Origin of the sequence: Dactylosporangium sp. CA-052675 (assembly GCF_050947935.1) — a bacterium.
Taxonomy (GTDB): domain Bacteria; phylum Actinomycetota; class Actinomycetes; order Mycobacteriales; family Micromonosporaceae; genus Dactylosporangium.
On sequence record NZ_CP192010.1, the window covers coordinates 7,085,549 to 7,108,168 of the forward strand.

The 22,620-nt window shown below is 72.7% G+C and carries 17 protein-coding genes; 10 read left to right on the top strand and 7 right to left on the bottom strand.

The genetic code is table 11. The features are described from left to right. Positions 1-71: 71 nt before the first annotated feature. The 3 genes from ACQP1P_RS31585 (at position 72) to ACQP1P_RS31595 (ending at position 3,142) form a co-directional block, all read left to right on the top strand. Complete coding sequence (locus ACQP1P_RS31585; protein ID WP_433076365.1) at positions 72-782, top strand: hypothetical protein; 711 nt, start codon at positions 72-74, stop codon at positions 780-782. A gap of 204 nt (positions 783-986) precedes the next feature. Next, positions 987-1,412, top strand: a complete 426-nt coding sequence (locus ACQP1P_RS31590) for a MarR family winged helix-turn-helix transcriptional regulator (protein WP_350613440.1) — start codon at positions 987-989, stop codon at positions 1,410-1,412. Next, positions 1,409-3,142 (top strand): MFS transporter, encoded by a 1,734-nt coding sequence (locus ACQP1P_RS31595; protein WP_433076367.1) that lies wholly within the window; start codon positions 1,409-1,411, stop codon positions 3,140-3,142. The genes ACQP1P_RS31590 and ACQP1P_RS31595 overlap by 4 nt, the downstream gene beginning before the upstream one ends. An 85-nt stretch (positions 3,143-3,227) precedes the next feature. Here ACQP1P_RS31595 and ACQP1P_RS31600 read toward each other — a convergent pair whose 3' ends face one another. The 3 genes from ACQP1P_RS31600 to ACQP1P_RS31610 all read right to left on the bottom strand — a co-directional run bounded on the left by ACQP1P_RS31600 (position 3,228) and on the right by ACQP1P_RS31610 (position 6,111). Continuing rightward, entirely contained in the window at positions 3,228-4,412 is a 1,185-nt protein-coding gene (locus ACQP1P_RS31600) for an RNA polymerase sigma factor (protein WP_433090182.1), read from the bottom strand. Between the two features lie 66 nt (positions 4,413-4,478). Then, positions 4,479-4,820: a YciI family protein gene (locus ACQP1P_RS31605; RefSeq protein ID WP_433076369.1), complete on the bottom strand. Its 342-nt coding sequence runs from the start codon at positions 4,818-4,820 to the stop codon at positions 4,479-4,481. Between the two features lie 37 nt (positions 4,821-4,857). Next, on the bottom strand, positions 4,858-6,111 hold the full coding sequence (locus ACQP1P_RS31610; protein ID WP_433076371.1) for an amino acid permease: 1,254 nt from the start codon (positions 6,109-6,111) through the stop codon (positions 4,858-4,860). A gap of 74 nt (positions 6,112-6,185) precedes the next feature. Here ACQP1P_RS31610 and ACQP1P_RS31615 point away from each other — a divergent pair, with 74 nt between their 5' ends. Then, a complete protein-coding gene (locus tag ACQP1P_RS31615) occupies positions 6,186-7,139 on the top strand; it encodes a GlxA family transcriptional regulator (RefSeq protein ID WP_433076373.1) in 954 nt (317 codons plus the stop codon). A gap of 22 nt (positions 7,140-7,161) precedes the next feature. Here the strand turns inward: ACQP1P_RS31615 and ACQP1P_RS31620 are convergent, their stop codons facing one another. Both ACQP1P_RS31620 and ACQP1P_RS31625 read right to left on the bottom strand, forming a co-directional pair. Next, on the bottom strand, positions 7,162-7,320 hold the full coding sequence (locus ACQP1P_RS31620; protein ID WP_433076375.1) for a hypothetical protein: 159 nt from the start codon (positions 7,318-7,320) through the stop codon (positions 7,162-7,164). Positions 7,321-7,421: 101 nt separating this feature from the next. Beyond that, a complete protein-coding gene (locus ACQP1P_RS31625; RefSeq protein WP_433076377.1) occupies positions 7,422-8,264 on the bottom strand; it encodes a SigB/SigF/SigG family RNA polymerase sigma factor in 843 nt (280 codons plus the stop codon). A 334-nt stretch (positions 8,265-8,598) separates the two neighbouring features. On the opposite strand from ACQP1P_RS31625, the gene ACQP1P_RS31630 reads away from it, so the two are divergent. Both ACQP1P_RS31630 and ACQP1P_RS31635 read left to right on the top strand, forming a co-directional pair. Beyond that, positions 8,599-9,357, top strand: coding sequence for an SAM-dependent methyltransferase (locus ACQP1P_RS31630; protein ID WP_433076379.1), 759 nt, complete (start codon positions 8,599-8,601; stop codon positions 9,355-9,357). A gap of 297 nt (positions 9,358-9,654) precedes the next feature. After that, positions 9,655-10,680, top strand: a complete 1,026-nt coding sequence (locus tag ACQP1P_RS31635) for a hypothetical protein (RefSeq protein ID WP_433076380.1) — start codon at positions 9,655-9,657, stop codon at positions 10,678-10,680. A 2,106-nt stretch (positions 10,681-12,786) separates the two neighbouring features. Here ACQP1P_RS31635 and ACQP1P_RS31640 read toward each other — a convergent pair. Then, a complete protein-coding gene (locus ACQP1P_RS31640; protein WP_433076382.1) occupies positions 12,787-15,201 on the bottom strand; it encodes an ATP-dependent Clp protease ATP-binding subunit in 2,415 nt (804 codons plus the stop codon). Between the two features lie 193 nt (positions 15,202-15,394). On the opposite strand from ACQP1P_RS31640, the gene pcaD reads away from it, so the two are divergent. Continuing rightward, positions 15,395-16,162, top strand: coding sequence for a 3-oxoadipate enol-lactonase (gene pcaD, locus ACQP1P_RS31645; RefSeq protein WP_433076384.1), 768 nt, complete (start codon positions 15,395-15,397; stop codon positions 16,160-16,162). 61 nt (positions 16,163-16,223) lie between these two features. Here the strand turns inward: pcaD and glgA are convergent, their stop codons facing one another. After that, positions 16,224-17,417 (bottom strand): glycogen synthase, encoded by a 1,194-nt coding sequence (glgA, locus tag ACQP1P_RS31650; protein ID WP_433076386.1) that lies wholly within the window; start codon positions 17,415-17,417, stop codon positions 16,224-16,226. Positions 17,418-17,479: 62 nt separating this feature from the next. Here glgA and glgC point away from each other — a divergent pair, with 62 nt between their 5' ends. Genes glgC through treS form a run of 3 tightly spaced genes read left to right on the top strand, consistent with a single transcriptional unit; the run spans position 17,480 to position 22,609 of the window. Then, positions 17,480-18,715 carry a glucose-1-phosphate adenylyltransferase gene (gene glgC / locus ACQP1P_RS31655; protein WP_433076388.1) on the top strand — a complete coding sequence of 412 codons (1,236 nt, stop codon included), beginning with the start codon at positions 17,480-17,482 and terminating at the stop codon, positions 18,713-18,715. Positions 18,716-18,757: 42 nt separating this feature from the next. After that, the gene (locus ACQP1P_RS31660) at positions 18,758-20,869 is read left to right on the top strand and encodes a maltotransferase domain-containing protein (protein WP_433076390.1); all 2,112 of its coding nucleotides are present in this window, start codon (positions 18,758-18,760) and stop codon (positions 20,867-20,869) included. 39 nt (positions 20,870-20,908) lie between these two features. Next, positions 20,909-22,609 (top strand): maltose alpha-D-glucosyltransferase, encoded by a 1,701-nt coding sequence (gene treS, locus ACQP1P_RS31665; RefSeq protein ID WP_433076392.1) that lies wholly within the window; start codon positions 20,909-20,911, stop codon positions 22,607-22,609. The last annotated feature ends 11 nt before the right edge of the window (positions 22,610-22,620 follow it).

A 22,620-nucleotide genomic window follows, 5' to 3' on the forward strand; every position in this document is an offset into this window, starting at 1 on the left:
GAATAAGCGTGTTTGGCTCACGTCGGAGGTGCCACGGCAGCGCAGCCGTGGCGGACGACGGGGGAACAACCATGCTCAAGCACAACCGGATGCTGCCCGCCATCGGCGCGGCGACGCTCCTGGCGACGCTCATCGGCGCGCCCGCCCACGCGGCCGGCACGGGGCACGGCCCGGGTGGCGGCGGCGCCACGTTCGGCCAGCCCAAGCACGCGCACACCAAGGCCGCCCCGATGGCGTGCCGGGAGATGACCGTGGACGGCGGCTTCGAGTCGCCGAAGCTCGGCGGCCAGGACTGGATGCAGTTCGACGAGGACGACGTGCCGGGCTGGCGCACCGACGACCCGGACGGCAAGATCGAGATCTGGGGCGGCGCCATGGGCGTCGCGCCGCGCTTCGGCAAGCAGTTCGCCGAGCTCAACGCGACCGGCTCGGGCAACTCGATCTACCAGGACATCAAGACCAAGCCGAACACGAAGATCTACTGGTCGTTCTGGATCCGGGCGCGGGACACCTCCGGCGGCAAGGACGTGGACGCGACCTCGATCCACTTCGGCCGCACGCCGAAGAACGACACGAGCGTCATGGGCGTCGGCTCGGCCTTCGCCTACGCCAACTCCGCGGACGACGTGCGGTGGAAGCGGCTCTACGGCTGGTACAAGACCGGCCCGGGCCAGACCTCGACCCGCGTCACGCTGACCGCGGACTCCAGCGCGTCGACGGACGACGGCTTCGGCAACCTGGTCGACGGCCTCACGATCACCGAGAGCCCCGACTGCATGTAGCCACCCGGTCCGGTCCGGTGGCGCCCCGCCGAGCCGAACCACGACCGGCCCCGGCCGCACCCGGCCGCACGAACTCCGGCCGCACCGGCACGACGCCGGTCGACGCGCGCCCAGCGCATCGACCGGCGTCTTCGGCTGTCAAGAGCGGGTGAACTTGGCGACACTGCATAAGCCACTTCTATAAGTACGTGATACGAATTGGGTGTGCCCGCAGCTCGTACCGCCTTGGATCCCGCGCGCCTGACGGTCGCCGTCGAGCGCGTGTTCAGCCTCCTGCGGCAGGGCAACCCACCCAACGACATCAGCCTCACGGCCGCCTCGACGCTGCGGCGCCTGGAGCGCGAAGGACCGCGGCGGCTCACCGAGCTCGCCACCGCGGAGGGCGTCACCCAGCCCGCCATGACCCAGCTCGTCCAGCGCATGGAGCGGGAAGGGCTGGCCGACCGGGCCGCCGACCCCGCCGACGGCCGGGTCGTGCTGGTCAGGATCACCCGGGCCGGGTCCGAGCTGCTCGAGCGCCGCCGGTCGGTGCGCGCCGCGCATCTCGCCGCCCTGCTGGTCGACGTGTCCGACGACGATGAGGCGCTGATCGCGGCTGCGCTGCCGGCGCTGGAGAGGCTCGCCAAGTGACCGACACCCTTGCGGCGCCCGGGGGCAGCAAGTCCGGCTTCCGGGGAGCGTTGTCGGGTGGCAAGGACCACCCGCAGTACAAGTGGGTGGCGCTGTCCAACACCACCCTCGGCATGCTGATCGCGACGATCAACTCCTCGATCGTGCTGATCTCGCTGCCGGCCATCTTCAACGGCATCCACCTCAACCCGCTCGCCCCCGGCAACGTGTCCTACCTGCTGTGGATGCTGATGGGGTACATGCTCGTCAGCGCCGTGCTCGTGGTGACCCTGGGCCGCCTCGGCGACATGTACGGCCGGGTGCGCATCTACAACCTCGGCTTCGCGCTGTTCACGGTCACGTCGATCGCCCTGTCGCTGGACCCGTTCGACGGGGGCGGCGGCGCGCTGTGGCTCATCGGCTGGCGCGTGCTGCAGGCCGTCGGCGGGGCGATGCTCATGGCCAACTCGGCCGCCATCCTCACCGACGCCTTCCCGGCCGCCCAGCGCGGCATGGCCCTCGGGGTGAACATCGTCGCCGGCATCGCGGGCTCGTTCATCGGCCTGGTGCTCGGCGGGCTGCTGGCCGAGTGGAACTGGCGGGCGATCTTCTGGGTCAACGTGCCCATCGGGGTCATCGGCACGCTGTGGGCGTACCGCAGCCTGCACGACACGGGCCTGCGCCGGCCCGGGCGGATCGACTGGTGGGGCAACCTCACGTTCGCCGTCGGGCTGACCGCGGTCCTGGCGGGGATCACCTACGGCATCCAGCCGTACGGCGGCCACAGCCAGGGCTGGACGAACCCGTGGGTGCTGGCCGGCCTGATCGGCGGCGCGGCGGTCCTGGGCCTCTTCGCCTGGATCGAGCGCCACGTGGCCGAGCCGATGTTCCCGCTCGGCCTGTTCAAGATCCGCGCGTTCGCCTACGGCAACGTCGCCGGCCTGCTCGCCGCGATCGCCCGTGGCGGCCTGCAGTTCATGCTCATCATCTGGCTGCAGGGCATCTGGCTGCCGCTGCACGGCTACACCTACGAGTCCACGCCGCTGTGGGCCGGCATCTACCTGCTGCCGCTCACCGTCGGCTTCCTCGCGGCCGGGCCGGTCGCGGGGCACCTGTCGGACAAGTACGGCCCACGGCTCTTCGCCGCGTTCGGCCTGATCATCATGGCGCTGTCGTTCGGCGGCCTGCTCATCCTGCCGACCGACTTCAGCTACTGGGCGTTCGCGCTGCTGGTCTTCGGCAACGGCCTCGGCGGCGGCCTCTTCGCGGCCCCGAACACGTCGCTGATCATGTCCAGCGTCCCGGCCCACCTGCGCGGCGCCGCGTCGGGCATGCGCGCCACGTTCCAGAACGCCGGCATGGTGCTGTCGATCGGCGTGTTCTTCTCGCTCATGATCGCGGGCCTGTCGACGTCGCTGCCGGACTCGCTCAGCACCGGCCTGACCGCGCAGGGCGTCCCGGCCCCGGCCGCGGAGCAGATCGCCGGCCTGCCGCCGGTGGGCACGCTGTTCGCGGCGTTCCTCGGCTTCAACCCGATCCAGTCGCTGCTCGGGCCGCAGCTGCTGGGCACCCTGCCGGCGTCGAACGCGGCGACCCTCACCGGCCGGGAGTTCTTCCCGCACCTGGTGTCCGGCCCGTTCCACGACGGCCTGGTCATCGTGTTCTGGCTGGCGATCGGCATGGCGCTGATCGGTGCCGTCGCCTCGCTCGTGAAGCCGGCCAAGCACCAGATCGAGCCGGTCTCGCGGTAGGCCCGTGTCGTAACAAGCTCCCTCCTGTGGGAATGGCGTCGTCCGGTTCTTGCCACGGGCCGGCGTGACGCCGCGGATGGGCCGATCACCCTGGGGTGTGGGGTGGTCGGCCCATCCGTTGTCCGCGCTGCGCCAGGAAGGCCCGCTCGACGGCGTTGTCGCAGTGCTCGAGGGCCTCGGTGTAGGCCGCGCGGGCGCCGTCGAGGTCGCCGGTGCGGGCCAGCAGGTCGGCGCGGGCGGCCGGCAGGTAGTGGTACCCCGCCAGGCGGGGGTCGGCCGCGAGCTCGTCCAGCAGGCGCAGGGCCGCGGCCGGGCCGTGCACCATGGCGACGACGACGGCGCGGTTCAGCGCCACGACCGGGGTCGGCCAGGCGGCCAGCAGCAGGTCGTACACGGCCAGCAGCTGGCGCCAGTCGGTCTCGGCGTACGTCGGGGCCTCGGTGTAGAGGGCGGCGATCGTCGCCTGCAGCGCGAAGCGGCCCGGGCGGCCGCCGCGCAGGGAGGCGCGGACCAGCGGCAGGGCCTCCTCGACGGCGGCGCGGTCCCAGGCGTCGCGGTCCTGCTCCTCGAGCAGGAGCAGGCGGCCGTCGGGGGCGGTCCGGGTCGCGCGGCGGGCGTCGTGCAGGAGCATCAGGGCCAGCAGCCCCGTGGCCTCGCGCTCGTCGGGCATCAGGGCGCAGAGGGTGCGGGCCAGGTCCAGGGCCCGCTCGACCAGGTCGGGGCGGAGCAGGGTGTCGCCGGCCGGGGCCGTGTGGCCGGTGGTGAAGACCAGGTGGACGACCGTGAGCACGGCGTCGAGGCGCTCGGGCAGCTCGCCGGGGGACGGGACGCGGTACGGGATGCGGGCCGCCGCGATCTTCTTCTTGGCCCTCGTCACGCGGGCGGCCATCGTGGACTCGCTGACCAGGAAGGCGCGGGCGATCTCGGCCGTGGTCAGGCCACACACCAGGCGGAGGGTGAGCGCGAGCTGGGCCTCGCGGGCGAGCGCGGGGTGGCAGCACGTGAACACGAGCCGCAGGCGGTCGTCGGGAAAGGACGAGACGTCCGCGGCATCCGTCGGGACCACGAGCAACGGCAGCTTCGAGCGGAGCGTCGCCGCCCGCCGGTGCGCGTTCAACGCCCGGCGCTGCGCGGCCGTGGTCAGCCAGGCACCCGGGTTGGCGGGCACGCCCTGGCGCAGCCACGCGTCCAGCGCCGAGACGTACGCGTCCTGCACGCACTCCTCGGCGAGATCCAGGTCGCGGGCGACGCGCACCGTCGCGGCGAGCACGCGGGCCCACTCGCGGCGGTGCGCGTCGGCGATCGCCGACCGGACGTGCGACGGCTCCGGCAAGACTTACTCGAAGACCTGCACCGGGCGGACCTCGACGCCGCCGAAGCGGGCCGGGCACAGCTTGGCGATCTCCAGGGCGTGGTCGAGGTCCTTGGCGTCGATCAGGTAGTACCCGCCGAGCACCTCCTTGGTCTCCACGAACGGGCCGTCGGTGACGACGTCGCCGCGCACGGAGGTGGCCGTGTTCGTGGCCTGCAGCGCGTTGCCGCCGACCAGGGTGCCGCCGAGCTCGCCGACCTGCCCGGCGAAGCGGTTGTGGGCGTCCATGACCTCCTGGAACAGCTGCTGGTCGCCGGTGGCGTAGCCGGCCTCGTCCTCGTAGATCAGGATCAGGTACTGGCTCATCGAGGTCTCCTCGAGCTGAGGGTGTGTGCTGACACTCCTACGTCAATCGGGCCGGCACCGAATCGACAACGCGGCCGCGCTTTCGTGTATACGCCAGCGCGCCCGCGGCGATGACGAGCACACCGGCGACGTACCAGCCGGTGACGAGCATCAGCCCGACGGACGAGACGAGCGCGATGACCGGCAGCGTCTTGTTCGGCAGCAGCTTGACGGCGGCGGCGGAGCCCACGAGGTACACCAGGACGAAACAGCCGCTCGTGAGCAGCACGAGCGCGCGGGTCCCGGTGCCGGTCGCGGCGGTCACCACGAGCGACACGGCGCCGAGGAGCGCGACGAACAACAGGCTGCGGCGGGGCACCGCGCCCGGGGCGGCCCCGCGGGCGAACCAGGCCGGCAGCGCGCCGTCGCGGCCGAGGGCGGCGCCGAGCTTGGCCGCGCCGGCGTAGTAGGCGTTCATGGTGCCGAGCGTGAGCAGGACGGCCGCGCCGGCGGCGATCGTGCGCACCTGGCCGCCGACGCCGATGGCGAGCAGCTCGGCGAGGGGCGCGCCGCCGCCGCGGCCGTCCGCGGCGAGCCCGGGGCCGAGGACCAGGGTGCTGGCGGCGGCGATCCCGAGGTACAGCACCGCCACCACGACCAGCGCGATCCCGGTGGCGCGGGGCAGGTCGCGGCCGGGCCGGGCGAAGTCGGCGGCGAGCGACGTGACCGCCTCCCAGCCGGCGAAGCCCCAGACCAGCACGGCGGCGGCGGGCCCGATCGCCCACCAGCCGTGCGGCGCGAACGGGTGCAGGTTCGCCGCCCGGGCGTGCGGCAGGGCGGTGAGGGTCGCCGTGAGCAGCAGCGCGACGAGCAGCGCGGCGAGGCCGAGCTGGAGGCGGCCGGAGACGCGCACGCCGCCGAGGTTGCCGGCCGTCACCACGGCCATGAGGGCGGCGGCGGTCGCGATGGTCGTGGTCGTACCGCCGCCGACGGCCGCCGCGACGTACGCGCCGCCGAAGAGCGCCGCGGCCGGCGCGCCGACCGGGATCGCGAAGTAGAACGACCAGCCGACGACGGCCGCGGCCCGGTGCCCGAAGGCGCGCCGCGCGTAGGTGGCGACCCCGCCGGCGTCGGGGTGGCGGGCGCCGAGCGCGGCGAAGGTGGCGGCGAGCGGCACGGACAGCACCACCAGGGCCGCCCAGGCGATCAGGGAGGCGGGTCCGGCGGTCTGCGCGGCGAGCGCGGGCAGCGCGATGACACCGGTGCCGAGCACGGCTCCGATGGACAGCGCCGCCCCTTGGGGGACGGTCATCACCAGCAGATCTTCGCCGCGGTACCGCCGATGCCTCCAGTGGCAGGAATGCCGTTCTGCGCTAGATTTCTGCCATGGACCGACACGTCGTAGGGGTTGCCGTCACCGCCGACATGCCGGTGTTCGAGCTGGCCGTGCCGTGCGAGGTGTTCGGGATCGACCGCGCCGACCTCGCCGACCCGTGGTACGAGCTGCGCTTCGCCGCCTCGGCCCCCGGCCGCCACGCCGCGCGCTCGGGGCTGAGCGTCGAGGCGCCCCATCCCCTGTCGTGCCTGCCCGACGCCGACACCGTGATCATCCCGGCGTTCGCGCGGGCGCGGCAGGTCGACCCGCCCGGCGACCTCGTCGCCGCGGTGCGCGCGGCCCACGAGCGCGGCAAGCGGATCGTGGCCATCTGCACCGGGGCGTACGTGCTGGCCGCGGCCGGGCTGCTCGACGGGCGCCGCGCGACCACGCACTGGATGAACGCGTTCGACTTCGCCCAGCGGTACCCGCGCGTCACCTTCGACCCCGACGTGCTCTACACCGAGGAGGACAACGTGTTCACCTCGGCCGGCACCGGGGCCGCGATCGACCTGTGCCTGCACCTGGTGCGGCTCGACCACGGCTCGGCCGTCGCCAACGAGGTCGCCCGGCGCATGGTCGTGCCGCCGCACCGCGACGGCGGGCAGTCCCAGTTCGCCACGCCGCCGCCGCGCCCCCGCGCCCACGACGGGCTCGGCGGCGCGCTGGACTGGGCCCGGCAGCGGCTCGACCAGCCGCTGACCGTCGCCGACCTGGCCCGGGAGGCGCGGCTGAGCCCGCGCACCTTCGCCCGCCGGTTCCGCGAGAGCGTGGGGACGAGCCCGTTGCAGTGGCTGGTGGGGCAGCGGGTGCGGCTGGCGCAGGAGCTGCTGGAGACCACCGACGACTCCATCGAGCGGATCGCGCACCGCACCGGCTTCGGCACCCCGGCGAACCTGCGCGTGCACTTCGCGCGGCAGACGAGCGTGACGCCGACGACGTACCGGCAGGTCTTCCACCGCTGACCGGCCCGCGGGCCGGTCATGGTCAGCAGGGGATCAGCTCGGTGCGCCGGACGCGGACGCGGGTGCCGTCGGTGAGGGTCACCTCCACCCGGCCCACCATGTCGGTGTCGCCGAAGGAGTAGATCTCCTTGCCGTCGTGCTCGGCGAGCTCCGCGTGGCTCGGCCGTAACACCCACTTCAACTCACGCGATTTGCCCGATTTGCCCATAAAGTCCACAGTAAAGCAGGAGCCCGCCCGGCGCGCCGAAGCGCGCGGGGCGGGCACCCGTGGGAGTGGCTGGGTCAGTCCTCGCGCGTGAGCTGGTCGCGCAGCGAGCGCAGCGCGCCGGCGAGCAGGCGCGAGACGTGCATCTGGGAGATGCCCAGCTCGGCCGCGATCTGCGACTGGGTCAGGTTGCCGTGGAAGCGCATCGCGATGATCTTCTGCTCCCGCTCGGGCAGCCGGGCCAGCAGCGGCCGCAGCGCCTCGCGGTTCTCGACGTTGCGCATGTCGGGGTCGTCGCCGCCGAGCAGGTCGCCGAGGCCGTTCGCGCCGCCGTCCCCGCCGTCGCCGACGGGGGCGTCGAGGGAGAGCGCGCGGTACGCCTGCCCGCAGTCGAGCCCCTCGATGATCTCCTCCTCGCTGACCCCGAGCCGGTGGGCGAGGTCGGCGACGGTCGGCGAGCGGCCGAGGTCCTGGGCGAGGTCGCCGGAGACCTTGCTGATCTCCAGGCGCAGCTCCTGCAGCCGGCGCGGGACGCGCACGTCCCAGCCCTTGTCGCGGAAGTGGCGCTTGAGCTCGCCGACGATCATCGGGATCGCGTAGCTGGTGAACGCCGCCCCGCGGGTGGGGTCGAAGCCGTCGACGGACTTGATCAGCCCGAGGTTCGCGACCTGCACGAGGTCCTCGAGCTGCTCGCCGCGGTTGCGGAAGCGGCGGGCGAGGTATTCGGCGAGCGGGATGTACAGCTCGATGAGCCGGGCCCGGACGCGGTCGCGGTCGGCGCCGGCCGGCAGGTCGCCCATCAGCGACAGCAGCGCCCTGGCCTGGGCGTCGGTCTCCCGGTTGGCCCGGGTGCCGTGCGTCTGGGCAGGCGCCTGGGTCCGGGTCTGAACGGAATCGTGCTGTTCCACGGTGATGCTCATGGCTGACGTGGCCTTCCATTTGGGTACCGCAACGACCGGCGCCACAACGCATGTGCGTTTCGGTGGCGTGCAGGCGGGAAACCCTGCTGCGAGGGCAGGGTGCAGCGCCTGGGAGAAACCCGGTCGAATTACGCATGCAGCGCCCGTGTCTTGAGCGCCGGCGCAGACCTCCGGCGTCGCCACGCTCCGGGGAGCCGCCCCTGTCTGGACGGGCCCGGCCGCACGGGGATATACGTCACCCGGCGGGGTGGGACGTGTCCACCTTACAAGAACTTGCCGCAGGACAAAAGACGAGTGACGCGTTCGCACCCCCGATGGCCCTATTGTGGCGCCCATGACGATCGATGCCACGGTCCCGAACGTCGCCCGGATGTACGACTACTACCTCGGCGGATTCCACAACTTCGCCGCCGACCGGGAGGCCGCGGAGAAGATCCTCGCGATCTTCCCCGACACGCCGGCGGCCGCGCGCGGCAACCGGCGGTTCATGCGGCGCGCGGTGCGGTACCTGTCCCGCGAGGCCGGCGTGCGCCAGTTCCTCGACATCGGCGCGGGGCTGCCGACCCAGGGCAACGTGCACGAGCACACGGACGGGCGGGTGGTGTACGTCGACAACGACCCCGTGGCCGTCGCGCAGGCCCGATCGCTGGTCGACGGCGAGGAGCGGGTGTCGGTGGCCCTGGCCGACCTGCGCGACCCGGAGGCGCTGCTGGCCGACCCGCACGTCTGCGGCCACCTCGACCTGGGCGAGCCGGTCGCCCTCATGCTCGTGTCGATCCTGCACTTCATCCCCGACGAGGCCGACCCGTGGTCGATCATCGCCCGGCTGCGCGACGCCCTGGCGCCGGGCAGCCACCTCGTCGTGTCGCACCTGACCCTGGACGGCGTCGACGCCGCCCCGGCCCAGCAGGGCACGCAGGTGTACCGCCGATCGAACGCCCCCATCGTCCCGCGCACGCACGCGGCGATCGAACGCTTCTTCGACGGCTTCGAACTGGTCGACCCGGGCCTGGTCTGGATCGGGCAGTGGCGCCCGGCCGAGGGCGAGGACCCGACGTCGCACGGGTACGGCGCGGTCGGCCTGAAGCGTTGAGCGGGATTCCTGCGATGCTTGCGCACGGTCGGCGTCTCGTTCCGGGTTCGTCCCGCGGCGCCGTTGCCGTCCGCCCGGTACCGCGCCGAGGCGGGGCAGGCACGCGGCGCAGCGAGGCGGTATTCTGAGCCCGGGCAGTGCGCCTGCCCGAGCCTTCCCCGGCCGCCCACGCCGACCGGGACCGAGGCCAAGAGGCTCCGACTCAGCGCACCGGCCCGGGCAGTGCCGAACCCTGCCCGGCGGGAGGCATCAGCCGTCCGATCGGTGCGAGCGTGGGTCGACGCCGGAGGACTCGAGATGGCCGACCAGCCGCAGGACCAGACCCCACCACCCCCGCCGGAGCAACCCGCGCCCGCCCCGGTCTCCACTCCCCCGGCGGCACCGGCGGCACCACGCACCCGCCCCAGGTCGCGCTCCGGCCGCGACCGGGCCCGCCGCCGGGCCGTACGAGCCCACGCCGCCCAGACCGGCGTCGCCTACTCCATCGCCGCCCGCCAGCTCGCCGCCGCGGCCCTGTCCCCCGGCGAGACCCTGGCCAACACGGGCCGCACCGTCTACCCGGCGTCCCTGTCCCGCGACCGCTGGACCATCGCGGCCCGCGAGGCCCGCACACCCGCCGACAAGCTGGCCACCACGAGGATCGCCGCCCGCATCCCGACAGGCCGCGCCCGGCACCTGACCGACCGCTTCCCGCCCGGCGAGACGGCCGGCCTGCACTTCTACGCCGGCGACCTACGCCCGGAGCTGCTGGCCCTGGTCTACCTGGCGATCGCCCACGAGTCCCCCGGCCTGGTCCCGTCCCCGCTCGACTTGGCCTGGACCGCCGAACTCGGCGAGGAGACCGCCGTCGACACCACCTGCGCCGACCTGGACCGAGCCGCCCGAGCCCTGCTGTCCGACCGCCCCGCCGCCCGCTGGCACCGCATCGACGCCGCCCTGTCCGCGGCCCAGCACCACCCCGAACCGTCCACCCGCTACGCCGCCGACCTGCTGACCCTCGCCCACCGCCGCCTGTGCACCCCGACGGAGAACCCGGCCGGCGACCCCCAGGTCCCCCCGGCCCCCTGGCAGGGCGCGCGCCAAACCCTCGACGCCCTCCTCATCGTCACCGAGGACGGCCACGCACCGGGCACCCGGGTCCGCCGCCCCGGCACAACCCCGCACAGCGAGGGCACGATCCTCGGCGCCCAGTGGTCGGCGACCGGCCCCCCGATCGCCTACGACATCACCTTCGACGACGACCCCGCGACACGAACACTCCCGCCGGCCGACATCGTCGTACTCCCCGGCCAGGAGTCCGACGCCCCCGCCCTCACCTACTGAGACACGGTCGCCACAACCACCGCAGCCGACCCTTTGACCGCGACCGCCCCGGCGGCGTGCTGCCGCTGCTTTCGCGGTCGTGCCGAGGGGGTTCGCCACGAGGGATCGCTGCTGGTCGCATCCGGCCGGTTCGGCTGGTCACGCCGGGCGCCGGCCCTCGTCAAACGGCACCTGCGCGGCCATGGACCGGCCGGGGGGGTGGACGCGTCCAGCGCGGGGTCGGTGGCGGGATTGGCCGGTTCGCCGCGTTTTCAGTGCCCGGTCCGCTGACCGCTTGCCGCGAGCGGCTGCGTGGCTTCTGGCCGCACCGTCGATGGCGGGGTGGCCGGTTCGCAGGGCCATTGGTGCCTGGCCCGCTGACCGCAGCTGGCTGCGTGACCCTCCAGCCGCACCGCAAGTGGCTGCGCACTCCAGTGACCACGCCGCCCGTGGCGGGACCGGCCGGTTCGCCGCGCCATCAGTGCCCGGTCCGCTGGCCCCGCCGTGAGTGGCTGCATGGTCTTCTGCCCGCGCCGTGAGTAGCTGTCTGGTCTTCTGGCCGCGCCGTCGGTGGCGGAGTGGCCGCTTCGCCGTGCCATCAGTGCCTCGTCCGCTGACCACGAGCGGCTGGTTGGTCTTCTGCCCACGCCGCAAAGTGGCTACGAACTCCACCAGCCCCGCCGCTGGTAACGGAATCGGTCGGTTCGCCACGCCCTCAGTGCCCGGTCCGCTGACCGCGCCGTGAGTGGCTGTCTGGTCTTCTGGCTGCGCCGTGAGTGGCTGCTCGATCGGTTCGTCGCGGCCGCGCGAGTGGCTGGTCGGCCGGTCCGTGGTGGCGAGGTCCACAGCGCTGCGTTTCGTGGTCGCGGTGCTACGAGCGGGCTGCCCGGCTCACCACGCGCGGCTTCGATGGCCGCGGCGGCACGAGTTCGTCGACGCGCCCGAGGCTCCGGCGGCCACGGCTCTTCGGCGGCCGGCCGGAGCCTCGGCGCCCTCTGCCGGCTCCGCGTCGGCGGCAGCTCCGGCGTCCGCACGCACGTCGGCGTCGGCTCCCGCACCCGCACCGCACCGCACCGCACCAGGGTCGGCGTCGGCGCCCGCGTCGGCGTCGGCGTCGGCGTCGGCGTCGGCGTCGGCGCCGTGGCTCTCCCGCGACCCACCCGCGTCGGCTCCCCGCACCCGTCGGCGTCAGCATCAACGCCGCGACAACGGCGTCCGCGTGCACCGCGACCAGCGCCGTGGCACCCGCACCCCCAGCCGCGGCGACGACGGCACCAGCGGCGGCGTCGGCTCCCCGCACCCGACGACGTCAGCATCAACGCCGCGACAACGGCGTCCGCGTGCACCGCGACCAGCGCCGTGGCACCCGCACCCCCAGCCGCGGCGACGACGGCACCAGCGGCGGCGTCGGCTCCCCGCACCCGACGACGTCAGCATCAACGCCGCGAGGACAGCGTCCCCGCCACCGCAACAGCACCACGACGACAACCTCCCCGCGCGCCGCAACAGCACCACGACGACGGCGTCCCCATGCACCGCGACAGCGCCGTGGCTCCCGCACCCGCAGCCGCGCCCTCAGCCGCGCCGACGGCGGCGTCACCGGCGGCGGCTCCCGAGCCCGCGTCGGCGCCGTGGCACCCGCGCCCGCAGCCGCGCCGACGGCGGCGGCTCCCGGCACCCGTCAGCGTCGGCATCAGCACCGCGACGACAACCTCCCCGCACACCGCAACAGCACCACGACGACGGCGCCCCCGCGCACCGCGACAGCGCGCCGTGGCACCCGCACCCGCAGCCGCGCCGACGGCGGCGTCAGCGGCGGCGGCTCCCGCACCCGTCGGCGTCGGCATCAGCACCGCGACGGCAGCGTGCGCGAGCGCCGCAACAGCACCGCGGCGACAGCTCCCCCGCGCACCACCGCGACGACAGCTCCCCCGCGCACCGCAAAGCACCGCGACGACACGCGGCGGCAGCGTGGGCGTGCGCCGCGACGGCGCCCCGAGGACGCGTCCGCGTGGCACGGGTTCGGCTGGCCGAAGGCGGAGGCCGGAAGCCGTCGGCCGGCTCGTGGGTGGGTCTTGGCTGGGCGGGGAGGGCTCGGCGGGCCTCGGGCTCGTGTCGGTGTGGTCGTCAGACCGGGAGGCGGTCGTCGGCGTCGGACGGGAGGGGGGTGCGGGTGGCGGTGGCGGTGACGGTGAAGGTCAGGCCGGTCGCGTCCGCGGTGGTCGTGATGGTTTCGCCTGGGTTCAGGGTGCCCTGCAGCAGGCGGGTGGACAGTTCGCTCTCCAGTTCGCGGCGGATGGTTCGGCGCAAGGGGCGGGCGCCCGACGCTGGGTCCGTGCCCGCCGTCGCCAGATAGCGGCGGGCCTCGTCGGTCACCAGCAGGGTGATGCCGCGGGAGTCGAGTTCGAGGGCTACCCGCGTCAGGTGCTGGTCGACGATCGTCAGGAGGTCGTCCGGCGTCAGGGGGTGGAAGACCAGGATGTCGTCGATGCGGTTCAGGAACTCCGGGCGGAAGTGGCGGCGCAGGTCGCGGGCGAATGTCGACTGGGACGAGGACATGCCGGGGGCGGACCGCAGGCTTGCAGCTGCGGTTGCCTGCCAGGTGCTGGGCGGCGGAAGCGGTGCTGCGCCCGGCGCCGCGAGCGGAGGTGCCGCGGCGACGCGCGAAGGCGGAACCGCAGCGGCACCGGCAGCGGCCGGGGCGCTGGGGGCGAAGCCGGCCGCGGTGGTGGCCGTGCCCAGGTTGGTCGTCAGGATCAGGATGGTGTGGCGGAAGTCGGCGCGGCAGCCCTGGGCGTCGGTCAGGTGGCCGTCCTCCAGGATCTGCAGCAGGGCGTTGAACACGTCCGGGTGGGCCTTCTCGATCTCGTCGAAGAGGACGACCGAGAAGGGGCGGCGGCGGACCCGCTCCGTCAGCTGGCCGCCCTCGTCGTGGCCGATGTAGCCGGGTGGGGCGCCGACCAGGCGGGAGACCGTGTGGTGGTCGTGGTACTCCGACATGTCGAGCTGGATGAGGGCCTCCTCGGTGCCGAAGAGGTGCTCGGCCAGGGCCTTCGCCAGGGAGGACTTTCCGACGCCGGACGGGCCCGCGAAGATGAAGGACGCCGTCGGGCGCCTCGGGTCGCTCAGGCCGGTGCGGGAGCGGCGCACGGCGTCGGCCACGGCCCGCACGGCGTGGGCCTGGCCCACGACCCGCGTGTGCAGCGACCGCTCCAGGCCCAGCAGGCGGGTCGCTTCGTCGGCGGACAGGGCGCCGACCGGGATGCCGGTCCAGGTCGCCAGCACCTCCGCGATCCGGGCCCGGTCCACCTCGACGGCCGAGGCGAGGGCCGCCCGCGCGCCGGACTCGTCGAGCAGGTCGATGGCCTTGTCCGGCAGGTGGCGCTCCGGGACGTAGCGGTCGGAGAGGGTCACCGCCGCGCGCACGGCGTCGTCCGTGTAGGTCACGCCGTGGTGGGACTCGTAGCCGGGGCGCAGGCCCCGCAGGATCGCGATCGACTCGGGGACCGTCGGGGGCTCGATCGCCACCGGCTGGAAGCGGCGGTCCAGGGCGCCGTCCTTGGCGATGTACCGCCGATACTCCTGCGTCGTCGTCGCGCCGATCGTCTGCAGCTCGCCGCGGGCCAGCAGCGGCTTGAGCAGCGACGCGGCGTCGATGGCGCCCTCGGCGGCGCCGGCGCCGACCAGGGTGTGGATCTCGTCGATGAAGACGATGACGTCGCCGCGGGTGCGGATCTCCTTGATGACCTTGCGCAGGCGCTCCTCGAAGTCGCCTCGGTAGCGCGAGCCCGCCACCAGGCCGCCGAGGTCCAGCGAGTAGACGCTGCGGCCGGTCAGCGCGGGCGGCACCGAGCCGGCGACGATGCGCTGGGCCAGGCCCTCGACGACGGCGGTCTTGCCCACGCCGGGCTCGCCGGTGAGGATCGGGTTGTTCTTGCGCCGGCAGGTGAGGATCTGCACGACCCGCTCGATCTCGGCGTCGCGGCCGATCACCGGGTCCAGGGTGCCGTCGCGCGCGTCGGCGGTCAGGTCGTGGCCGAACTGGTCCAGCGCCGGGCTCGCCGGGCGCTGCGACGAGCCGGAGCCGGCCGGGCCCAGGGCCGACGGGTGGCCGGTCAGGCCGTCCATGACCTGGGCCCGCAGCGCGTTGGGGGCGGCGCCGAGGCGGATCAGGACCTGGGCGGCGGTGCCCTCGCCCTCGCGGATCAGGCCGAGCAGGACGTGCTCGGTGCAGACCCGGTCGTGGCCGAGCCGCAGCGACTCGCGCAGGGCCAGCTCCAGGATCTTTCTGGCGCGGGGCGTGAACGGGATGTTGGCGACCGGGGCCTGCGCGCCGAGGCCGACGAGCTCCTCGACCTCGTGGCGGGCCCGCTCCAGGCTGACGCCGACGGCGCGCAGGGCCGCCGCGCCGATGCCGTCGTGCTCCATCAGCAGGCCCAGGAGCAGGTGCTCGGAGCCGAGGTAGCCGTGGTTGAGGGTGCGGGCCGACTCCTGGGCCAGCACGACGACGCGGCGGGCCGAGTCGGTGAAACGCTCGAACATGGGGCATCGACGCCTTCCGGCGGGCAGCACCCGCCCTCGACACGAAAGGTGGATGCGCTGAGTCGAAGCCTCTTGGCCGTCACGGAGGACAGCGCGGGTAGGCGCCCTACCCGAGGAACCTGGCAACCAGGATAACGCCACATGACGGCAAACCCGTTCCGCTGAGAGCGAAGCGAGGTGATACAAGGATCCGGTGACGGCAACGACGCTGTTCCAACGCACCGCGGGCCCGCTCGGCGCGCCCTTTCTGCTGCTCGGCGGGTCGCTGGGCAGCAACCTCGACATGTGGCGGCCGCAGCTGGCGCGCTTCGGCGACCGGCTGCGGGTGGTGCGCTTCGACCACCGCGGGCACGGCGGCTCGCCGGTTCCGCCGGGCCCGTACCGCATCGAAGACCTCGGCCGCGACGTCCTCGCCCTGCTCGACCGCCTCGGGATCGAGCGGGCGAGCTACTGCGGCCTGTCCCTGGGCGGCATGGTGGGCATGTGGCTGGCCGCCCACGCCCCGGAGCGCATCGAGCGCCTGGTGCTCATCTGCACGTCGGCCCACCTGCCGCCCGCCGAGAGCTGGCTGGACCGGGCGCGGCAGGTGCGGGCCGTGGGGATGCAGCCGGTCGCGGACGCGGTGCTCGGCCGGTGGTTCACGCCCCGTTTCCGCGCCGCGCTGCCGGCCCGGGTCGCGCCCTACCGGGCGATGATCGCCGCCTGCCCGGCCGAGGGCTACGCGGGCGGCTGCGAGGCGATCGCCGCCATGGACCTGCGCGCCGACCTGGACCGCATCGCCGCCCCGACCCTGGTGATCGCCGGGGCGGACGATCCGGCCACGCCGCCGGAGCACGGTGACCTGATCGAGCGGCGGGTCCGCACGAGCCGTCTCGTGGTGGTACCGAACGCCGCCCATCTGGCCAACGTCGAGCAGCCGGAGGCGATCAGCCAGCTCATCGCCGATCACGTGATGGACTAGGTCACGTGATGGACTGACACACCGCCAGCGTCCGGGTCGGCGATCGCCGCCCAGGAGAAGGTCACGTGATGGACTGATACACCGCCAGGGTCCGGTCGGCGATCGCCGCCCAGGAGAAGTGGTCCACGGCCCGCTGCCGACCGGCCCGGCCGAACGCGGCCGCCCGCGCCGGGTCCTCCAGCAGCGCCGTCATCGCGTCGGCGAGGTCGGCCACGAACCGGTCGGGGTCCAGCGGCGTGCCGGAGCCGTCCGCGACCTGCTCGATCGGCACCAGCAGCCCGGTCTCGCGGTCGGCGACGACCTCGGGGATGCCGCCGGTCGCGGTCGCCACGACCGCCGTCTGGCACGCCATCGCCTCGAGGTTCACGATGCCCATCGGCTCGTAGATCGACGGGCAGACGAACAGGGTGGCGTGCGTGAGGACCTGGATGACCTCGCGCTTGGGCAGCATCTCCTGCACCCACACGACCCCGGAGCGGGTCGCCTTGAGCTCGTCGGCCAGGGCGGTGACCTCGGCCGCGATCTCCGGCGTGTCGGGCGCGCCGGCCAGCAGGACGATCTGGGTGTCCGCCGGCAGCGACCGGGCGGCACGCAACAGGTACGGCAACCCCTTCTGCCGCGTGATCCGCCCGACGTAGACGACGCTGGGCCGCTGCGGGTCGATGCCGAGGCGCTCCAGCACGTCGGTCGCCGGATCCGGCGCGTACTGCGCCGTGTCGATGCCGTTGTAGACGACGTGCACCTTGTCCGGGTCGACGCCGGGGTAGGCGCGCAGCACGTCGGCCTTCATCCCGGCCGACACGGCGATGACGGCGTCGGCGGCCTCGATCGCGGTCCGCTCGCACCACGACGACAGCGCATAGCCGCCGCCGAGCTGCTCGGCCTTCCACGGGCGCAGCGGCTCGAGGCTGTGCGTGGTCACCACGTGCGGCACCCCGTGCAGCAGCTTGGCCACGTGCCCGGCCAGGTTCGCGTACCAGGTGTGGCTGTGCACGACGTCGGTGCCGGCGCACCCGGCGGCCATCTCCAGGTCGACGCCCATGGTGCGCAGGGCGGCGTTGGCCCCGGCCAGCCCCGCGGGGTCGGCGTACCCGGTCACCCCGGCCTCGGCGCGCGGCGCCCCGAAGCAGTGCACGCGCACGTCCAGCGGGGCCGAGCGCAGGTTGCGAAGCTCGCGGGCCAGATACTCCAGATGCACGCCCGCGCCGCCGTAGACGTCGGGCGGGTACTCTCGGGTGAGCAGGTCTACTCGCACGCACCAAACACTAATTGCTGTTCGTCTGGCGCAACACGCCGGACACGTTTAGCGTCTGGCCCATGGCTGCCAAGAACGTCCTCGCGATCGTCCTCGCCGGAGGCGAGGGCAAGCGGCTCATGCCCTTGACCACGGATCGGGCCAAGCCCGCGGTGCCGTTCGGCGGCATCTACCGCCTGATCGACTTCGTGCTGTCCAACCTGGCCAACGGCGGCTATCTGAAGATGGTCGTGCTGACCCAGTACAAGTCGCACTCGCTGGACCGGCACGTCACGAAGACGTGGCGGATGTCGACGCTGCTGGGCAACTACGTGACGCCGGTGCCCGCGCAGCAGCGCCTGGGCCCGCGCTGGTTCGCCGGCTCCGCCGACGCCATCTACCAGAGCCTGAACCTCATCAACGACGAGCGGCCCGACTACGTCATCGTCTTCGGCGCGGACCACATCTACCGGATGGACCCCGAGCAGATGGTGCGCCAGCACATCGAGTCCGGGGCGGCCGCCACGGTGGCCGGCATCCGCCAGCCGCTGTCGACCGCCGACCAGTTCGGGGTGATCGAGGTCGGCGAGGGCGGCCGGCAGATCAGCGCCTTCCGCGAGAAGCCCAAGGACGCCCGGGGCCTGCCGGACAGCCCCGGCGAGATCTTCGCGTCGATGGGCAACTACGTGTTCACCACCGACGCGCTCATCGACGCGGTGACCCGGGACGCGCAGGACGCGTCGAGCAAGCACGACATGGGCGGCAACATCATTCCGTACTTCGTGGAGAAGAACGACGCCGCCGTCTACGACTTCAGCACGAACGTGGTCCCGGGCAGCTCCGAGCGCGACCGCGGCTACTGGCGCGACGTCGGGACGCTCGACTCGTACTACGAGGCCAACATGGACCTCATCTCGGTGCAGCCGGTCTTCAACCTGTACAACTTCGACTGGCCGATCTTCACCGGGAACAACCCGTGGCCGCCGGCCAAGTTCGTGCACGGCTGGGGCGAGCGCGTCGGCCGGGCGATCGGCTCGATGATCTCCCCCGGCGCGGTCATCTCCGGCTCGCTGGTGGAGAACTCGGTGGTCTCCCCCAACGTGAAGGTGCACTCCTGGGCCCACGTCGAGGGCTCGGTGCTCATGGAGGGCGTCGACATCGGGCGGCACGCCGTGGTGCGCAACGCCATCCTGGACAAGAACGTCGTCGTGCCCGAGGGCGCGGAGATCGGCGTCGACCTCGAGCGCGACCGGGAGCGGTTCACCGTTTCCGAGGGCGGCATCGTCGTGGTGGGCAAAGGTCAGCGCGTCGAGCCGTAGCTTCCCCTGCAGCGACCGCGACAATTCGATACGGTGAGGATCATGGGCAATCCCCCTGAGGCGCTCAAGACGGAGATCGCGACCACAAAAGCGACCGAAACGGAGATCGCGCTGTCCGAGGAACCGGTCCAGCCCCAGGAGACGGCCGAGTCGCCGGCGGCGTCCTTCCACGCCCCGGCGGTCGGAGTCGGCCAGCGGTTCCCCATCGAACAGGTCACGCCGCAGATCGAGGGCGGTCGCTTCGCGGCCAAGGCCGTCGTCGGCGAGGCGGTGCCGGTCTCCGCGGTGTCGTACCGCGAGGGCCACGCGATGATGGGCTGCAACGTGGTGCTCATCGCCCCCGACGGCACGCAGCGGCCGTTCAACCGGCTGCGCCCCGGCCCGGCCGGCACCGACTCCTGGCTCGGCGAGATCCGGCCCGACGCGGTCGGCGCGTGGCACTTCGCCGTCGAGGCGTTCAGCGACCCGTACCTCACCTGGCACAGCGCCGTGTCCAAGAAGATCGCCGCCGGCCAGGGCCTCGAGGACCTCGCCAACGACCTGGCCGAGGGCGCGGCCCTGCTGCGCGAGGCGGCCGCGGACATGCCCGCCGAGGAGCGCGGGCGGGTGCTCGGCGCGGCCGGCGCGCTCGACGACGCCGACATCCCGCTGTTCGCGCGGGTGTCGCCGGCGCTGGGCCTCACCGACGTGCTGTGGCGGCACCCGCTGCGCCAGCAGGTGACCCGCGGTGACGCGCTGCCGCTGTGGTGCGACCGGGAGCGGGCGCTGTTCTCGGCCTGGTACGAGTTCTTCCCGCGCTCCGAGGGCGCCGTCGTGGACGAGCGCGGCAAGCCGGTCAAGCACGGCACGTTCGCCTCCGCCACGCCGCGCCTGGCGCAGGTCGCGGCGATGGGGTTCGACGTCGTGTACCTCCCGCCGATCCACCCGATCGGCCGCAGCAACCGTAAGGGCCCGAACAACACCCTGGTCGCCGGCCCCGAGGACGTCGGCTCCCCGTGGGCGATCGGCGCGGCCGAGGGCGGGCACGACGCCATCCACCCGGACCTCGGCACCCTCGCCGACTTCAAGGCGTTCATCGGCGCGGCGCACGGCGCCGGCGTGGAGATCGCCATGGACCTGGCGCTGCAGTGCGCGCCCGACCACCCATGGGTCACCGAGCACCCGGAGTGGTTCACCACCCGCGCCGACGGCACCATCGCCTACGCCGAGAACCCGCCGAAGAAGTACCAGGACATCTACCCGCTCAACTTCGACAACGACCCCGAGGGCATCCGCGCCGAGATCCTGCGCGTGGTCCTGCACTGGGTCGAGCAGGGCGTGAAGATCTTCCGGGTCGACAACCCGCACACGAAGCCGGTGGGCTTCTGGCACTGGCTCATCGGCGAGGTCAAGGCGGTCGACCCCGACGTGCTGTTCCTCGCCGAGGCGTTCACCCGCCCGGCGATGATGCACGGGCTGGGCAAGGTCGGCTTCACGCAGTCGTACACGTACTTCACCTGGCGCGTCGAGGGCTGGGAGATCCGCGAGTACGTCAACGAGCTCATCGCGGCCGCGGACTACATGCGCCCGAACTTCTGGCCGAACACGCCCGACATCCTGCCGGTGCACCTGCAGCGGGGCGGCCCGCCGATGTTCAAGATCCGGGCCGTGCTCGCCTCGCTGCTGAGCCCGTCCTGGGGCATGTACGCGGGCTTCGAGCTCTTCGAGCACCTGCCGCGCCCGGGCGCCGAGGAGTACCTGGACAACGAGAAGTTCCAGCTGCGCCCGCGCGACTGGGAGGCCGCCGAGCGCAACGGCGAGTCCCTCGCGCCGTACCTGCGCCGGCTCAACACCGTGCGCCGCGAGCACAAGGCGCTGCAGCGGCTGCGCAACACGGTGTTCCACGGCATCGACAACGAGCAGGTGCTGTGCTGGTCCAAGCGCGACCCCGAGACCGACGACACCGTCCTCGTCGTCGTGTCGCTGGATTCACACAACGTGCAGTGGGGTAACACGACTCTGGACATGCCCGCGCTCGGTTTCGACTGGCACGAGCGGTTCACGGTGCGCGATGAGATCACCGGCGCGACCTTCGACTGGGGACAGCACAACGCCGTCCGGCTCGACCCCTACTACGAGCCGGCCCATGTGTTCACGGTGCATCGTCACCGGTGATCCGTCACCGATGACGACGGGCAGCAAGGTAGGTACTACATGAGCGACACAGTCGAGCACCCGTCGTCCAGCGACTTCGACCAGGCGCGGGTCCTGCCCGCCGACGAACGCTGGTTCCAGCGGGCCGTGTTCTACGAGGTGCTGGTCCGGGCCTTCGCCGACTCCAACGCCGACGGCTCCGGCGATCTCAAGGGGCTCATCGGCCAGCTCGACTATCTGCAGTGGCTCGGCGTCGACTGCCTGTGGCTGCCACCGTTCTACGACTCGCCGCTGCGCGACGGCGGGTACGACATCCGGGACTTCTACAAGGTCCTGCCGGAGTTCGGCACCGTCGAGGACTTCGTCGCCCTGCTCGACGCGGCCCACAAGCGCGGCATCCGGGTCATCACCGACCTGGTCATGAACCACACCTCGGACTCGCACCAGTGGTTCCAGGAGTCCCGGCGCGACCCCGACGGCCCGTACGGCGACTACTACGTGTGGTCCGACACCGACAAGGCCTACTCCGACGCCCGGATCATCTTCGTCGACACCGAGGAGTCCAACTGGACCTTCGACCCGGTGCGGCGGCAGTTCTTCTGGCACCGGTTCTTCTCCCACCAGCCGGACCTCAACTACGCCAACCCCGAGGTCCAGCGCGAGATGATCGACGTGCTGCGGTTCTGGCTGGACCTGGGCATCGACGGCTTCCGGCTCGACGCGGTGCCGTACCTCTTCGAGTCCGAGGGCACCAACTGCGAGAACCTGCCCGAGACCCACGAGTTCCTGCGCCGCTGCCGCAAGGTCATCGACGACGAGTTCCCCGGCCGGGTCCTGCTCGCCGAGGCCAACCAGTGGCCGGCCGACGTCGTGGAGTACTTCGGCGACGGCGACGAGTGCCACATGGCGTTCCACTTCCCGCTCATGCCGCGCATCTTCATGGCGGTGCGCCGCGAGTCGCGCTTCCCGATCTCGGAGATCCTGGCCCACACCCCGCAGATCCCGTCCAACTGCCAGTGGGGCATCTTCCTGCGCAACCACGACGAGCTGACCCTCGAGATGGTCACCGACGAGGAGCGCGACTACATGTACGCGGAGTACGCCAAGGACCCGCGGATGCGCGCCAACGTGGGCATCCGGCGCCGGCTGGCCCCGCTGCTGGAGAACGACCGCAACCAGATCGAGCTGTTCACCGCCCTGCTGCTGTCGCTGCCCGGCTCGCCGGTGCTGTACTACGGCGACGAGATCGGCATGGGCGACAACATCTGGCTCGGCGACCGCGACGGCGTGCGCACCCCGATGCAGTGGACCCCGGACCGCAACGCCGGCTTCTCGCAGGCCAACCCGGGCCGGCTCTACCTGCCGGCGATCCAGGACCACGTGTACGGCTACCAGTCGGTCAACGTCGAGGCGCAGCGGGAGAGCTCCACCTCGGTGCTCAACTGGACCCGCACGATGCTGCAGGTCCGCCGCCGCCACGAGGCCTTCGCCGCCGGTGAGTTCCGCGAGCTGGGCGGCTCCAACCCCTCGATCCTCGCCTTCGTGCGGGTCCACGGCGACGACGTCGTGCTCTGCGTGAACAACCTGTCGCGCTTCCCGCAGCCGATCGAGCTGAACCTGCAGAACTGGGCCGGATACACGCCCATCGAGCTCACGGGGCACGTCCAGTTCCCGGCGATCGGGCAGCTGCCGTATCTGCTGACCCTGCCGGGACACGGTTTCTACTGGTTCCAGCTGACCGCGCCGGTAGAGCAGAGCTGACGGAGAAGGCG